The sequence below is a fragment of the Paenibacillus thailandensis genome, assembly GCF_042685365.1.
GTDB classification, from domain to species: Bacteria; Bacillota; Bacilli; order Paenibacillales; family Paenibacillaceae; genus Paenibacillus_AP; species Paenibacillus_AP thailandensis.
The window spans coordinates 170,151-185,811 of the sequence record NZ_JBHUMY010000012.1 but is presented as its reverse complement, the minus strand read 5'-3'; the positions used below and the strand labels follow the sequence as shown (position 1 = coordinate 185,811).

The window sequence follows — 15,661 nt, the reverse complement described above, 5'->3', positions numbered from 1 at the left end:
AAACGGCTATGCTGGTTGCCGAACGTTATGAAAAAATAGTACAGCTGGTCAACGAGAGGGGCAGCATTCGGGTTTCCGAGCTAAGCGAGCTGTGCCAAGTGACGGAGGAGACGATCCGGCGCGACCTGGACCGCCTCGAACAGGCCGGCCGGCTGCGCCGTTCCCACGGCGGAGCGGTCAGCGTGAAAGACCAGCAGCAGCCGGAAACTCCATTCGCGGAGCGGGAAATCGCCCATGCGGAAGAGAAAAAAAGAATCGCGGCCGAGGCGATCAAGCTCATTCAGCCGAAAGACCGGATTGCGCTTGACGCCAGCTCTACGGCCTGGTATATGGCGGCCAATCTGCCCGATATCCCGCTGACCGTGCTGACGAATTCCATTAAGGTGGCCGTCGAGCTGAGCGGCAAGGAGAAGATCGAAGTCATTTCGACCGGCGGCTTGCTGTCGTCGCGTTCGATGTCTTACGTCGGTCCGCTCGCGGAACGTTCGCTTGACGCTTATTATGTCAACAAGCTGTTCCTGTCGTGCAAAGGGGTTCATTTGGAACGGGGAATCAGCGAATCGAACGAGCTGCAAGGCAGAATCAAGCAAAAAATGATCGATATCGCCGGGCAAGTGATATTGCTGGCGGATTCCAGCAAGTTCGGCACGCAGGATTTCACCCATGTGGCCGAGCTGCAGGAAGTGGACGCGATCATTACGGATAAACATGTGGATCCCGGGACGATCGGCCGTTTGACCGAAATGAATATTGCGGTCACGGCCGTGTAGCGGAATATTCAACAGGTTCCGGCTTCGCGCTTGACTGCGATAATCGCGGGCCTTACCGACAAGTTCCGCCTTTCAAGCTCCGGCTTGCAAGGCAAAGCGATTATGAAGCGGCATCGTCACCGGAACAGGGAAGACGAAGCCGCTTTACGCTTCAAGAAGGTCCGTACAACTTGAAGAAGAAGGTGCGCCTGATGAAAGTGTCATTATTTATTACTTGTCTCAGCGACGCAATTTATCCAAGCGTCGGCGAAGCGATGGTCAAATTGCTCGCCCGCTACGGCGTGGAGCTCCATTTTCCGACGGTTCAGACCTGCTGCGGCCAGCCGGCCTTCAACAGCGGGTATTGGGACGAAGCGCGCAAGTCGGCCATGACGATTCTCGACGCGTTCGAGGACAGCGAATTCGTCATTTCCCCTTCGGGCTCCTGCACGGGCATGCTCCATCACTATCCGAAGCTGTTCGAGAACGATCCCGCGAACAGGGAGAGAGCGGAGAAGCTGCAGAGCAAGGCCTACGAATTTACCCAGTTTCTTGTTCAGGTGCTGGGCGTTACCGACGTGGGGGCGACGTTTCCGCATAAAGTGACGTACCATCCTTCCTGCCACGGCAGCAGGCTGCTTGGCGTCAAAGCCGAGCCGATGGAGCTGATGAAGCACGTGCGGGGGCTGGAATTGGTGCCGCTGCCGTATGCCGAGGACTGCTGCGGCTTCGGCGGCACGTTTGCGGTGAAGATGTCCGATATTTCCGGCGCGATGGTGACCGAGAAGGCCGACCATGTGCTGGAGACGGAAGCCGAGGTGCTCGTCGGCCTCGATATGGGGTGCTTGATGAACATCGGCGGCAATCTTCGTTACCGGAACAAGCCGGTCAAAGTGATGCATCTGGCCGAGCTTCTGTACGAAGGGGTGAAACACGCATGAGCGGAACAACGACTTCGGGTTCGACCGTCAAGGAAAGGGCCGGCCTTGCGCTCAACAACGACTTTTTGCGCAAAGCGGTCCGGTTCACGACGGAAAGGCTGCGCAACGGCAAAAAAACCGCCTCCGAGGAGCACGGCCATTGGGAGGAGTGGCGGGAGAGAGGACGTCAAATCCGTCTTCATACGATCGCCCATTTGGACTATTATTTGAATATGTTTGTGGACAATGCGAGAGCGAACGGCGTTCATGTCCATTTTGCCGATACCGGGGCGGAAGCGGTCGAGATCGCGCTGGAAATCGCGCGGCGCAAAAGCGCCAAAAGCGTCGTAAAATCGAAGTCCATGGTATCCGAGGAGCTTCATTTGAACGAAGCGCTGGAGCGGATCGGCGTCGAAGCGGTGGAAACCGATCTGGGCGAATACATTATCCAGCTGGCTGGAGAAGCGCCTTCGCATATCGTTATACCGGCCATCCACAAAAACCGTCACCAGATCGCCGAGCTGCTGTCGAAGGAAGCGGGCGAGACGCTGCCGCCGGATACGACGGCGCTGGCCGGCTTCGTCCGCCGGAAGCTGAGAGAGAAGTTTCTCGAAGCGGATATCGGCATGACCGGCTGCAACTTCGCCATCGCGGAGACGGGCTCGATGGTATTGTTCGAGAACGAAGGCAACGCCCGGATGGTGACCACCGTGCCGAAAACGCAAATTACGCTGATGGGGATGGAGCGCATCATCCCGTCCTTTGAAGATTTGGAAGTTATGGCTACGCTCCTGCCGCGATCGGCAACGGGACAGAAGCTGACGATGTACATGTCGGCGATTACCGGACCGCGCCGCGGACTGGACGCGGACGGCCCGGAAGAGATGCATATCATTATCGTCGACAACGGCCGTTCGCTGCAGCTCGGCGACCCCGAATTCCAGGAGCTGCTGAACTGCATCCGCTGCGGAGCCTGCTTGAACGCCTGCCCGGTGTACCGCCATATCGGCGGACACTCCTACGGCGGCACGTACAGCGGCCCGATCGGAGCGGTGCTGACGCCGGCGCTAAAGTCCAACGTCGCCGAATGGGACGATATCGCGAACGCCTCCAGCTTGTGCGGCGCTTGCTACGAAGCGTGCCCGGTCAAAATCCCGCTGCACGACATGCTGGTCTACTTGCGCAGAAGAAAGCAGGAAAGCGGGTACAACGACAAGCTGGAGACGGTCGGCATGAAAGGTTTCGCCGCGGTGACCGGCAGCTCGAAGCTGTTCAAAAGCGCCGTAAAGGCCGGACAGATCGGGCAGAAGCTCGTCGTTCGGAACGGCGGCATTCCGCTGAAGGTCGGCCCGCTTAAAGGCTGGAACAGCTACCGGATATTCCCGAGCTTGCCGAAGCGGTCTTTCCGGGACCAATGGACGCAGATGGAGCAAGAAATCCGCGGCGGAATGAAGCCGATGGACCCGGCGATGAAAGCCCGGATGGAAGCGATCGTGAGAAGCCGGACGGAGAAGGGGGACGAGCGGCATGGTTGACGAGCATCGACAGTGGCTGGAGGCGATGGAGGCGAAGTCCCGGGCCAAACAGCAGCAATTTATGGACGGCATTGCGGCGAAGCTGAAGCGTCCGCGCCTCGCGAGCAAGCCGGAGCAGCCGTTCCGCGGCGCGCCCGACTATTGGCGCGGGTTCGAATGGTCCGAGGAAGAGCGAATCGAACGGTTCTCCCATAACTTTACGAGCGTCGGAGGCCATGTCGCGAGAGTCTCGGACATGAACGAAGCAAAGGCGTTTATTGCCGGGAAAGCGGAGGAAATGGGCGCGAAGTACATCGTCAGGCAGCAGGAGGCGGAGCTTGAGGCGCTTGGGCTGGAAGAAGCGCTTCCGGACGCCGTCATGTCCGTATGGAACAGCGATCCCGAGGAGCATTGGAAGGCGCGCGCGGCGGAAGCGGATTTCGGCATCGTGATGGCCGATCATGCCGTCGCTTATACGGGGTCCGTGACCGTATTGTCGTCCAAGGACAAAGGGCGGTCGGTCAGCTTGCTGCCGACGGTTCTTATGATCGTCCTTCCCTCGGACCGAATTAAGACGAGGCTTGGCGAGGTGCTGATCGAACTTGACCGGGCAGGAAGGGCAAACTTGCCCGCTGGCGTTCATTTTATTTCCGGCCCGAGCCGGTCGTCCGATATCGAAAACGATTTGACGATCGGCGTGCACGGCCCGGGCATCGTTTATGCGATTATTGTAGGCTGAAAAACAATAAGGCGTGCCCGCCCCATCGAAATGAATGGGGCGGGCACGCCTTTGTGCGAATTAAGAATAAGTCATTGAGAATGAGTGCTGTCCTTGGCCATGGACGAGGATAGCCGTTTCTGCTTGATGCGATAGACGCATTTGCTGCCGCCCTCCGTCAAGCATTCCGTCCGCTGAACGTCGGCGTCAAGCAGCGTTTCGAACAGCTTCTGCTCGCATGTGCAAGCATGCGGATACCGGTTTGCGACTTGGGCGATCGGGCAATTGTATTCGGTCAGCACATGCTCGCCGCCGTCGTTCACCAGCTCCACCATGTAGCCGTTGTCGTTCTGAATGTCGGCAAGCAGGGCGACTTGCTCGTCGAACGGCTTGCGGGCCAGCTTCTTTTCGTACTTGCTTTGCAGCGTCTTCATGCGCCGCTCGAACAGCCTGTCCACCATGGCGCCGCCCGACTCTTCGGCCAGCTCGCCCAGCAGATCGAGCGCAATCGTTCCGTAGTTTTTCGGGAAAAAGGCGTCCGCCTGCGGGGAGAGGCTGTATACCGCCGTCGGTCTCCCCATCGGCTGCCGCACCGTTCGGGACTGGATCAGATGGTCCTTCTCCAGCGTCCCGATGTGCCTGCGGACGGCCATGCTCGTAATGCCGAGCTGCTCGGTTATTTCCTTGGCGCTAAGTCCGCCTTGCGTCTTAAGCATATGCATAATTTTTTCGCGGGTAGATAATTCTGCCGGTTCGTTCATCTATCGATCACCGCCTGCCTTCATTGCTTCTATAGATTTAGCCGCTCGTTCTGGCAAGCTCGTGCTCTTCGCATGCGGGAGAGCAGTAGCCGCGATGCTCTTCGGCGCAATCGTCGCAGACGATATGCTGTCTGTGGCACGTATCGTCCTTGCAGTTGATGTAGCGTTCCGCAGGCTCGCCGCAATGATAGCATTTGCCGACGACAACGTGCTCTTCCGTTCGGTTGATCGGCACGGAGATCCGTTCGTCGAAGACGTAGCATTTGCCGTCGAACAACCGGCCTTTCACCTCTTCGTCCTTGCCGTAGGTGACGATTCCCCCCTCGAGCTGGTAGACGTCCGTGAAGCCTTCGTTAAGCAGGACGCCGGTCAGCTTCTCGCAGCGGATGCCGCCGGTGCAATAGGTCAATACCGGCTTGTTCTTGAATTCGGCCAAATTATCGCGCACCCATTCCGGAAACTCCTTGAACGTTTCGACGGTTGGCCGAATCGCGCCGCGGAAATGGCCGAGATCGTATTCGTAGTCGTTGCGGCCGTCCACGACGATGACGTCGTCGCGCTGCAAATATTCGTGCCACTCCTTCGGCGAAAGGCGCTTGCCGCTAAGCTGGTTCGGGTCCAGCGGCTTTTCGTAGCGAAGGGTGACGAGCTCTTTCTTATAGCGTACGAACATTTTTTTGAACGCATGCCCTTCGGTTTCGTCGATTTTGAACACGATATCGGAGAACAGCGGGTTCGCGCGCATATCGGCCATGTAGCGGTCCGTTTGCTCGACCGTTCCGGACAAAGTGCCGTTGATGCCTTCGTCTGCGATCAGTATGCGGCCTTTCAGCCCGTTGTTTTTGCAATAGGCAAGATGCTCGGCGGTGAAGCTTTCGGCATCGGGAATTGTAACGAATTTATAAAAAAGCAAAACGCGGTATTGCGGTTGATTCATTTGATAAAACTTCCTTCCCAAAAATAAAGTGAAGCGGCAGAAAGGCAGCCTCTCTACCGCTAACATGAAAATGGCATGAATAATGTGTTTTATTATAATGGAACTATATCATTTTTGTCAACATAAATGTATATAAAGTGCATAAAACGACATTGCCGCGGCGCCGTCTGTTGCGGCTTTATTATGTTTTCACTACAATAAATAAATCATTTTTAGCGCGACAAGCGGAAAAGAGCGAAAAGAGCGAAAAGAGAGGGCTGCAGCCACTTGAACAAGGAACAGTATTTAAACGACGTCATCTTTGAACGGATCGAAGCAGGGACCGGAATGCCGGAATGGGCGGACGGGAGCTTTCCTTTGGATCGTCATGCGATTATTTACATTGCTGGAGGAACGGCGGACCTGATGGTGGACGGGCTGGAAGGAAAGGCGGAGGGGGACTCGCTGCATCTTGTCGTGCCGGGGACCCGTCTTGCGTTGAAAAATCGGAATTTTGCCGAACCGGAAATCTATTGGATGTCCTTCGAGATGTTCCGGTTGACGGAACGGTCGGATTCGGACCGCTGCTATAAACGGGAGGACGGGTTCCCGCTTCGGGGAAGGCTGCGGTTGAGCCCGAGCCAGTTTAAGCGTTATTTTTATCTCCTGTCCGCCGTGGAGCCGGTACAAGGCCGTTTCCAGAGAGGGCAATACTTGCATGATTTGTTAAGAACAGTGCTGCAGCAAGCGGCGCCGCTGGCGATGAACGATATCGAGGACCGCCTGAAGCAAACGATTCATTATATGCAAAGCCATTATCGGGAAGATATTCGAGTCGATACGCTGGCGCAAATTGCGGAGCTGCATCCTTCTTATTATTCCCAGCTGTTCAAACGGACGATGGGCAAAACGCCGGTTGCATTCCTCGCTCATCTGAGGATCAATAAAGCGAAGGAAATGCTGCTGCAGACGGATAAGCCGATACGCGAGATCGCCGCGGACGTCGGATATGGCGACGAATTTTATTTTAGCCGGCGTTTCAAAGAAACTTGCGGTTATTCCCCAACCGTTTTTGCGCAAAAAAAAGATTTGCGGATCGTTTCGCTTTCCTACCCGATAACCGATCATTTGCTGACGCTTGGCGTCCATCTGTGCGCGGCTCAATATCATCGGTACCTGCAAGTGAACGCGCAAGCTCTGAAGCTTCCCGAGCACCGGTCGGAGCTATGGGAAATAAGCCGCGAAGCTTTTTTGGAAGCGAGGCCCGAATTGATCTTGTGCAAGGACAACGTCCATCAGAAAGCGAAGGAGAATATAAACGATATCGCGCCGATTATTTCCGTCCCGTGGGCGGCGAAAGATATTTATTCGCATCTTCGCGATATCGCAAGTCTCGTTCACCGGGAACAAGCCGGGAAGGAATGGATCGAGCGGCACGAAAGGAACGCCGAGCGGCTCAAACGGAAGCTGTACATGAAGCTCGGAGGGGCAACGGTGGCCGTATGCTCGGTGCAGGAGCGAGGGATTCGCATGTACGGCGCCCGGAACATCGGGCATGTGTTCTACCGGTCGCTTAAGATGGCGCCGCCGGATAACATCCGCAAGAAGCTTGATTTATTTCCGGAAGGGACAGGGTTTACGTGGACCGGCATTCAGCCGGACGAGATTCGGGAGTACGAAGCGGATTATTTGTTCGTTGCCGCGGAGACCGACGACGACCGAAGGCGTGTCAGCCAGTGGATCCGGTCGAACCCGGCTTGGATGGAGCATCCGGCCGTGCGCAACCGCAACGTGTATCTGGTCGATTGGAAGAAATGGATCCTATATGCGCCTTCCATGATCGACCGGCAGTTGGAAGAGGCGGGGCAATTGCTGCTCGGGGGTTCTGCGGCGTCCGAGTTCGGGTAACGATTCACGATCTACGAATTGTCCATGATTAAATCTTAAATAATGTCATGTACGGGAATAAAGGGAGCGGTATAATAAGCTTTAATGATAATGATTATCAATATTATCGAGGAGGGATGATGAAGCCATAAACATGAAACGGGATAAAAGTTTCAAGACCCTTTTATGGTTCGCGGCGGCAATCGGAGCGTTGCTCGTTTCCATGTTTATCGCCATTACATACGGGGCCAAGCAATTGTCGCTGCACACGGTATGGACGGCTATCGTCTATTATAATCCGAACGATACCGCGCATCAGATCGTCCATGAACTAAGGCTTCCCCGCGTGCTTGGAGCCGTCCTTACGGGAGGAGCGTTTGCGGTCGCCGGCGCCCTTATGCAAGGCATAACCCGCAACCCGATGGCGGACACGGGCATACTCGGCGTCAACGCCGGAGCTTCATTCGTGGTAGCCTGCTGCTTTGCGTGGATGCCGGGGATCGCCTACGGCCCTTTAATGATTGTATCTTTTGTCGGCGCGGCGCTTAGCGCGGGCTTTATCGCCTTGCTTGGATCGGCGACGCCCGGAGGTCTGACTTCGCTAAAGCTCACCGTTGCGGGGGCGGTTGTCGCTTCCATCCTGCATGCGCTGAGCAGCGGCGTGGCTATTTATTACGATTTAATCCAGGATTTGGCGTTTTGGTATGCGGGCGGGCTGGCAGGCGTGAGATGGGAGCATTTAAAGCTTCTTGCGCCCGTCGTGCTTCTAATCGCAGGATGGTCCGCCGCAATGGGACGTTCCATTACGTTTATGTCGCTTGGCGCCGAGACGGCAGCGGGTTTGGGCGTACAGATCGGGAAAGTCAAATGGTTCGGCATGGCCGCGGCCGTCGTTTTGGCCGGATCTTCGGTCGCGGCCGTCGGGTCCATCGGCTTCGTCGGCCTTGTCGCGCCGCATATCGCCCGCCGTCTGGTCGGTGTCGATTATCGGTTAAGCATTCCTTTTTCGGCCTTGCTTGGAGCCCTCCTGCTGGTTTGGGCCGATTTCGCTTCGCGAATGGTTCATCCTCCGCGCGAATTTGCGATCGGCGGCATGGTCGCGATGGTCGGCGTGCCCTTTTTTCTTTATTTGGCCCGCCAAGAAAGGAGAGAGCTGTAATGGAGAGGCTTGCGAAACATCGGGGGCGAAACGCGCTGATTGCCTCTATCTGCCTGTTCCTTCTGGCGCTTGCCGTTGTTGCCGCAGGCTTAAACACAGGATCGATCCGCTTATCGCCGATTGAGGTCTGGAATACGCTAACCGGATACGGGACGGACGAGCAAAAGCTAATCTTATTCGAATATCGGCTTCCGCGCATTCTCGTCTCCGCTTTGGCCGGGGCCGGTCTTGGCGTAGCGGGCGCCGTCCTGCAAGGCGTATCCCGTAATTCGCTCGCCGATCCGGGCATTCTGGGGCTCAATGCGGGCGCGGCGTTCGGCTTGATCGTTTTTGTCTCTTTTTTTCGGACGATGGAAGGACCTGCTGCGCTGCTCATTCCGCTATTTACGTTTGCGGGCGGGAGCGCGGTAGCTCTCGTCATTTTTGCCCTCGCCTACGACCGCTACCGCGGCCTGATGCCGATCCGGCTAATATTGGTCGGCATAGCTGTCGAAGCCGGCGTTTCGGCGGCTGCGCTTTTTCTGTCCTTGCGGCTCGACGAGGATACTTATTCCTTTGCGGCCCGCTGGCTGGCCGGAAGCATATGGGGCAGGGATTGGGTTCATGTATGGTCGCTGCTTCCTTGGGTAGCCGTGCTGATCCTGCTTATCTACAGCCGGGAAAAAACGCTTGATTTATTTGCGCTCGGCGATGAGCTGGCCGCCGGGACGGGCAGCCGCGTCACGCGAAACCGTATTTTATTGTCGGCATTGGCGGTAGCTTTGGCCAGCGCCAGCGTATCGATGGCGGGAGGTATCGGGTTTATCGGGCTGGCCGCACCGCATATCGCGAGAAGATTGGCCGGTCCGAGCCATCGTCACTTTTTGCCCGTCGCCGGATTGGTTGGCGTCGTTATATTAGCAGCGGCAGACACGGTCGGCCGCTCCTTATTCCAGCCTAACGCGATACCGGCAGGGGTCGTTGTCGCGATGGTCGGCGGACCTTATTTTCTTTATTTGCTATTCAGGAAAGCATAATGAAACGTTACAGGGGATGAATGAAGTTGAAGAAACGGTTCTTTATATGTCTACTGGTATTGATGCTCGGGCTGATGTCCGGATGCGGACAAGCCTCGAATTCGGAGGCTAACGCGGGGAACGGAGCCGAAACGGGTTCAAGCGACGCCGGGGAGGGAAAGTCTGCCGATTCGGCTAACCCTAGCGACAGCAAGAAAATCGCCTCCATGTCGATTCATATCACGAACAATTTGCTGGCTCTCGGCATCAAACCGGTCGGATCGGTAATCGGCGGCGACGTAAAAGATTTTTTGCCCCACGTCAAGGATCGGTTGGATGGCGTAGCGAAATACGGCCCGGTCGCGGATCCGGACATGGAAGCGGTATTGGCGTCGAATCCGGACGTCATTTACATCGATGAAGCGAATTCGGGGACCGATAAGGCGAAATTCGAGAAGATCGCGCCGACGTTCAGCATCAATATGGACGAAGGCACCTGGAGAGACCATTTGAAACGTCTTGCGGAGCAAGTCGGCCGCCAGAAAGAAGCGGACGCTTACATTGCCGAATACGATGCAAAAGCGGAAGAGGTGAGCTCGCTTATTCATGAGAAGCTGGGGGCGGACGCCAAGGTGATGGCCATCCGGATGACCGCCAAAGAGCTGCGGGTAATGGGAATGAAGCGTCCGGTCGGTCCGATCCTTTATGAGGATTTGAAGCTGAAGCCGGCTGACGGGGTGGAGAAGATTGCAGACGAGCCGTATGCCGTCATTTCGCAAGAGGTGCTTCCCGACTTCGACGCCGATGCCATTTTCGTCATCATTAGCACGGGCAGCCAGGCTCAAACGAATTTCGAAGAACTGGAAAAGAACCCGGTATGGAAAAATTTGAAGGCCGTTCAAAATAATCAAGTGTATGTGCTCGACGGGCAAAAATGGCTGGATTATTCCTCCATCGGCCACCGGATGGCGCTGGACGACGCCGAGCAGCTTTTCTCGAAATAACGACAAACGCGGCATTCGTACGAGAATCGTACGGATGCCGCGTTTTTGCTGGTTACCGACGCTTCCGCTCATCTTTGAAGGACTTTAGCGGAAGCTTATTTCATTTGCCCGATTCCATAAACTGTTGAATGAATTGCATCGCCTTGTCCGCCCGCGGGGAGTCCACGCGAATGCCGATAACAAGCTCGACGGGCTTCGTTCTGCCGACGATCGGCAAGCTGTTCGCCAGCTTCGTGCCGGTAACGTCGATGGCGTATACATGCTCGGCCGGATCGTCCGTCGTCGAACGCTTGAGCGCGGAGCCGCCGCCGTCCGCCAGAAGCGTTTTCCATTCGCCGGCAGCCATATCGTCGAGGTTCGTCAGAATGCCTTGCGGCACAAGCCATTCGAACGACGCTTTGTCCATGACGTAAACGTCCGGCTTTTCCGTGGCGAGCAGCACGACCGCTTTTTGCTGGGAAGCGATGTCCATCTCGTTCGCCGTTTCCAGCGGCATGTAATTCAGAAGCACTTCGAAGCGTTTCCAATTCGGGAAGCCGGTTAGAAGCGACTCTTCGATCGGTTCCGTTTCGCCGCTCATATCGGCGGTGAAATAATTGCCCAGCAGCATGACCGAGACGTCGACCGGAGGCAGCTTCGCCAGCCGTTCCTGCTCGGCCTTATGGTCCATATATGCCGTAATCCCGTATACGATAAGAGCGATTACAATAATGCCGCCGAAGACGTGAAATTTGTAATACCGCCAAAAATGGTCAAGCTTTTCGGCCGTGCCGGCCATCTTTTTGTATTTGCCGTAAGCTTCTTGGTTAAATTGCTCGGCCGCCTGACGGTCCTCGAAATCGAGAATGCAACGGTACGCTTTCGTCACTTCCGCGAACCCGTCGTCCTGTTCGCCGCTTCGTTCTTTCGCCCGCGCTTTGCGAAGCAGCGTCTCGTACCGCTTCTCTACTTCGTCCCGCGTTGCGTTCTCGGGAAGCCCTAGCGTCCGGTACGCTTCTTTTAGCTCGTCCATGGAGTCACCTCTATACGTATGGTTGAATAATTGTCTATACGTAAGTATATCGTCTCGGGGTTCAAATTTCCATGCTCCGCTTCACTCCGGGCGCCGCTTCCCGGAGAAGGTTAATATATCCTCAAATCGTATGGTATGATAGGATAATAGTCCACGACAACCAACCATTATTTCTTAAGGCGAAGCTATCGTCCGGCAATCAAGCGGCCGTTTAGGTTTGCCGCGGGGGGAAACAATGTTAACAGGGAAAACGATCATACTCGGGATTACGGGCGGCATTGCCGCGTATAAGGGAGCGGCCTTGTGCAGCAAGCTCGTTCAGGCCGGAGCGGACGTTCACGTCATGATGACGGAGTCGGCGACGAAGTTTATTACGCCGCTCACGCTTCAGACGTTGTCCCGCAATCCCGTACATATCGATACGCTTGACGAGCGGGATCCGTCGGTTGTGACCCATATTCATCTTGCCGACAAGGCCGATCTGATCGTTATCGCACCCGCAACCGCGAATTTTATCGCGAAGATGGCGGGCGGCTTCGGGGACGACATGCTCAGCACGACGCTGCTGGCTGCGACGTCGCCGGTATTGATCGCGCCGGCCATGAACGTTCATATGTACGAGCATCCGGCCGTCGTCCGGAATATGGAGATACTTGCCGAAAGGGGCGCCATGTTCGTCGAGCCGGGTACGGGAAAGCTCGCGTGCGGCTACGTTGCGAAAGGCCGGCTTGCGGAGCCGGAGGATATCGTGCTGGCGGTCGATACGTTCTTCCGCGGGCAAGGGAAGCTGGCCGGCAAGCGTGTGCTTGTGACGGCCGGCGGAACGATCGAGAGGATCGACCCGGTGCGGTACATTACGAACGATTCCTCGGGCAAGATGGGCTTCGCGCTGGCGGAAGCCGCGTACCGGATGGGGGCCGACGTGACGCTCGTCATGGGGCGGACGTCGGCGGAGCCGCCTGCGGGCGTGCGGACGGTCAAGGTCGAGTCCGCGGCGCAGATGCTCGAAGCCGTCGCAGAGCGGTTCGACGGCGCGGATATCGTCATCAAGGCGGCTGCCGTCGCCGATTACCGTCCGGCTCATGCCCATTCGCAAAAGATCAAGAAATCGGGCGAGAAGCCTGTTCTTGAGCTTGAACGGACCATCGACATTTTGGAAACGCTGGGACGGAGCAAGAGACGGCAGTTTCTGATCGGGTTTGCCGCCGAAACCGAGCAAGTCGAAAGGTATGCGATGGATAAGCTGAAGCGCAAAAACTGCGATCTGGTCGTGGCCAACGACGTAAGCGCCGAAGGAGCCGGCTTTAACGGAGATACGAACATCGTGCAAATATACGGGCCGGAAGGGCTGATCGAATCGCTTCCGCTTATGTCCAAGCGCGAGACGGCCGGCCGGATTCTTTCCGTCGCGGCGGAACGGCTCGCTTCCGCTGCGGCACGGAGCGGGGGAGCCGCGGAATGATCGCGAAAGTTATCGTGGACGTGCCGAGCCGTCAGACGGACCGGCCGTTCGATTACGCCGTGCCGCGGGATATGGAGCCGTGGATCGAGCCCGGGAGCCGGGTAGGCGTGCCGTTCGGAGGCCGCGTCCTGCAAGGGTTCGTGATCGGGCTGGCGGACGAGTCGGAGTTCGACGCGAAGCGGATCAAGCCGGTCGCGGAGCTGCTGGATCCCGTTCCGCCGCTGCTTCCCGATCTGATCGAGCTCGCGAGGTGGATGAGCGACAAGTACGTCTGCACGTGGATAGCAGCGCTGCAGGCGATGGTTCCGTCCGCGCTGAAAGGCAAGGCGGAACGCTTCGTAACGTTAAGCAACGAAGCGCCCGACGATAACGGAGCTTTGTCCGGACTGCCGGAGGAGCTCCTTCAATGGTTGAACAAGGACGGGGGCGTCAAGCTCGACGTTCTGCTCGGCCGCTTCCCGCACTATGCGGGGGCCGTCAAGCAGGCGCTCAAAGCCGGCATGCTGGAGGAGAAAACCTCGATTCACGACCGGGTCGGCATACGCAAGGTGCTGACCGTCTATCCTCCCGAAGGCAGCTCCGACCCCGAGCGGCTGTTCGCTTCGCTCCCGGCGCGGGCCGGAAAGCAGAGGGAGCTTCTCGCCTACATATTGCGGAACAACGAGCCGATTCCGCTGCAGCGGCTGCTGGCCGAAGCCGGGGGCTCGGCGGGCAGCGTGCGGGCGCTGGCCGACAAAGGGCTCGTAACGATCCGGGAGGAGGAGTCGAAGCGGGATCCTTATGCCGGGAGGGAGTTCAAGCGCACGGAACCGTTGCCGCTCACTCCGGGCCAGCAGGACGTCTACGGCCGGATCGCCGGAGCGGTCGAATCGCCGGAGCCGAAGGTGATGCTGCTGCACGGCGTGACCGGCAGCGGCAAGACGGAAGTGTATTTGCAGGCGATCCACCATTGCTTGACGCTCGGCAAGCAGGCGATCGTGCTGGTTCCCGAAATTTCGCTTACGCCGCAAATGGTGGAACGGTTCAAAGGTCGGTTCGGCGACGCCGTCGCGGTCATGCACAGCCGCCTGTCGCACGGGGAGCGGTACGACGAATGGCGCAAAATCCGAAGCGGCGCCGTTCAGGTCGCTATCGGCGCCCGCTCGGCGGTATTTGCGCCGTTTGAGCGCATCGGCCTCATCATTATCGACGAGGAGCACGAATCCTCGTACAAGCAGGAGGAGACGCCCAAGTACCATGCGCGGGACGTTGCGGTCAAACGGGCGAAGCAGCATGGCGCCGCCGTCGTCCTGGGCTCGGCGACGCCGTCGCTGGAATCTTATGCGGCGGCGAGCCGGACGTCGCCCGGAGGCGAATCCATGCTGCTGCCGATGCCGGAGCGGGTGCACGGGGGACCGCTGCCCCCGGTGCGCATCGTCGATATGCGGGGCGAGCTGATGAGCGGCAACCGCTCGATGTTCAGCCGTTCGCTTCACCAAGCGCTTGAAGAACGGCTTGCAAGAGGCGAGCAGTCCGTCCTGCTGCTTAACCGCAGAGGCTACTCGACCTTTGTTATGTGCCGTTCATGCGGTTATTCGGCCACTTGTCCGCATTGCGACATTTCGCTCACCTACCACCGGAAGTCCGGCGTGCTGCGCTGCCATTATTGCGGCCATGCCGAACCGCTTCCCGCGTCGTGTCCCTCATGCGGCAGCGAGCATATCCGTTACTTCGGAACGGGGACGCAGCGGGTGGAGGAGGAGCTTGCCAAACTGTTTCCAGGCATACGGGTCATCCGGATGGACGTAGATACCACGTCGGAGAAAAACGCTCACGAGAAGCTGTTAAAGCAATTCGGCGACCGGGAAGCGGACGTGCTTCTTGGAACGCAAATGGTCGCCAAAGGTCTTGATTTTCCGTATGTGACGCTGGTTGGCGTCATCGCGGCCGATACGTCTCTCAACCTGCCCGATTTCCGGGCCGGCGAGCGGACGTTCCAGCTGTTGACGCAGGTCGCGGGCCGGGCCGGGCGGCATCATCTTCCCGGCGAGGTCATTATCCAGACGTATGCGCCGGAGCATTACGCGATCGCAGCCGCCCAGCGCCACGATTACGCCGCTTTTCTCGCGGAGGAGCTCAAGCACCGCAGCTTGCTGGCGTATCCGCCGTATTGCCGGCTTGTTCTGGTAACGATGTCGCACGAGCAGATCGGCGTGCTTGCCCCGGCAGCGGAGCAGTTCGCCGGAGAACTGCGCGCGCTCGCCGGCGCGGCCGGCTATCTCGGCCCGTTGGACGGCGGCCGTCCGAAGACGATGGAGGTTCTCGGGCCGACGGCGTCGCCGATCGCCAAAATGAAAGATCGCTACCGTTTTCAATGTGTGATAAAATATCGTGGAAACATCGACATATCGTCCATGCTGCGGGCGGCATCGAAGCCGCTTATGGAGGCGCCCGCCGGGCGGCAGGCGCAAATCAGCATCGACATCGATCCGCAAATGATTTTGTAGAGTAGGAATCCTTCATTAGGTCGTCCTTAAGAATGGACCTGAACATCGTTTCCGCTCTGACGACATTTATTTATCGTT

Annotated in this window: 13 protein-coding genes; 10 read left to right on the top strand and 3 right to left on the bottom strand. The window is 57.5% G+C overall.

Annotated elements, in window-relative coordinates; all coding sequences use genetic code 11:
- Positions 1-8: 8 nt before the first annotated feature.
- The 4 genes from ACFSW5_RS12360 (at position 9) to ACFSW5_RS12345 (ending at position 3,922) form a co-directional block, all read left to right on the top strand.
- Complete coding sequence (locus ACFSW5_RS12360) at positions 9-770, top strand: DeoR/GlpR family DNA-binding transcription regulator (protein ID WP_379273336.1); 762 nt, start codon at positions 9-11, stop codon at positions 768-770.
- A gap of 191 nt (positions 771-961) precedes the next feature.
- Positions 962-1,690 carry a (Fe-S)-binding protein gene (locus ACFSW5_RS12355; RefSeq protein WP_379273334.1) on the top strand — a complete coding sequence of 243 codons (729 nt, stop codon included), beginning with the start codon at positions 962-964 and terminating at the stop codon, positions 1,688-1,690.
- The gene (locus tag ACFSW5_RS12350) at positions 1,687-3,204 is read left to right on the top strand and encodes a LutB/LldF family L-lactate oxidation iron-sulfur protein (RefSeq protein WP_379273332.1); all 1,518 of its coding nucleotides are present in this window, start codon (positions 1,687-1,689) and stop codon (positions 3,202-3,204) included. The genes ACFSW5_RS12355 and ACFSW5_RS12350 overlap by 4 nt, the downstream gene beginning before the upstream one ends.
- Complete coding sequence (locus tag ACFSW5_RS12345; RefSeq protein ID WP_379273330.1) at positions 3,197-3,922, top strand: LutC/YkgG family protein; 726 nt, start codon at positions 3,197-3,199, stop codon at positions 3,920-3,922. The genes ACFSW5_RS12350 and ACFSW5_RS12345 overlap by 8 nt, the downstream gene beginning before the upstream one ends.
- Positions 3,923-3,993: 71 nt before the next feature.
- Here ACFSW5_RS12345 and ACFSW5_RS12340 read toward each other — a convergent pair whose 3' ends face one another.
- Together ACFSW5_RS12340 and trhO are read right to left on the bottom strand one after the other, a co-directional pair.
- On the bottom strand, positions 3,994-4,662 hold the full coding sequence (locus ACFSW5_RS12340) for a helix-turn-helix transcriptional regulator (RefSeq protein ID WP_379273327.1): 669 nt from the start codon (positions 4,660-4,662) through the stop codon (positions 3,994-3,996).
- Positions 4,663-4,699: 37 nt separating this feature from the next.
- Positions 4,700-5,599 (bottom strand): oxygen-dependent tRNA uridine(34) hydroxylase TrhO, encoded by a 900-nt coding sequence (trhO, locus tag ACFSW5_RS12335; RefSeq protein ID WP_379273325.1) that lies wholly within the window; start codon positions 5,597-5,599, stop codon positions 4,700-4,702.
- 267 nt (positions 5,600-5,866) lie between these two features.
- On the opposite strand from trhO, the gene ACFSW5_RS12330 reads away from it, so the two are divergent.
- The 4 genes from ACFSW5_RS12330 (at position 5,867) to ACFSW5_RS12315 (ending at position 10,623) form a co-directional block, all read left to right on the top strand.
- Entirely contained in the window at positions 5,867-7,486 is a 1,620-nt protein-coding gene (locus tag ACFSW5_RS12330; protein WP_379273323.1) for a helix-turn-helix domain-containing protein, read from the top strand.
- A 133-nt stretch (positions 7,487-7,619) separates the two neighbouring features.
- Positions 7,620-8,624, top strand: coding sequence for a FecCD family ABC transporter permease (locus tag ACFSW5_RS12325; protein ID WP_379273321.1), 1,005 nt, complete (start codon positions 7,620-7,622; stop codon positions 8,622-8,624).
- Complete coding sequence (locus ACFSW5_RS12320) at positions 8,624-9,640, top strand: FecCD family ABC transporter permease (RefSeq protein WP_379273319.1); 1,017 nt, start codon at positions 8,624-8,626, stop codon at positions 9,638-9,640. The genes ACFSW5_RS12325 and ACFSW5_RS12320 overlap by 1 nt, the downstream gene beginning before the upstream one ends.
- 20 nt (positions 9,641-9,660) lie before the next feature.
- Positions 9,661-10,623: an ABC transporter substrate-binding protein gene (locus tag ACFSW5_RS12315; RefSeq protein ID WP_379273316.1), complete on the top strand. Its 963-nt coding sequence runs from the start codon at positions 9,661-9,663 to the stop codon at positions 10,621-10,623.
- A 100-nt stretch (positions 10,624-10,723) separates the two neighbouring features.
- Here the strand turns inward: ACFSW5_RS12315 and ACFSW5_RS12310 are convergent, their stop codons facing one another.
- Entirely contained in the window at positions 10,724-11,635 is a 912-nt protein-coding gene (locus tag ACFSW5_RS12310) for a J domain-containing protein (RefSeq protein WP_379273314.1), read from the bottom strand.
- A 235-nt stretch (positions 11,636-11,870) separates the two neighbouring features.
- Between ACFSW5_RS12310 and coaBC the strand changes: the two genes are divergently transcribed.
- Complete coding sequence (coaBC, locus tag ACFSW5_RS12305; RefSeq protein WP_379273312.1) at positions 11,871-13,097, top strand: bifunctional phosphopantothenoylcysteine decarboxylase/phosphopantothenate--cysteine ligase CoaBC; 1,227 nt, start codon at positions 11,871-11,873, stop codon at positions 13,095-13,097.
- Complete coding sequence (priA, locus tag ACFSW5_RS12300) at positions 13,094-15,583, top strand: primosomal protein N' (RefSeq protein ID WP_379273310.1); 2,490 nt, start codon at positions 13,094-13,096, stop codon at positions 15,581-15,583. The genes coaBC and priA overlap by 4 nt, the downstream gene beginning before the upstream one ends.
- Positions 15,584-15,661 lie beyond the last annotated feature (78 nt).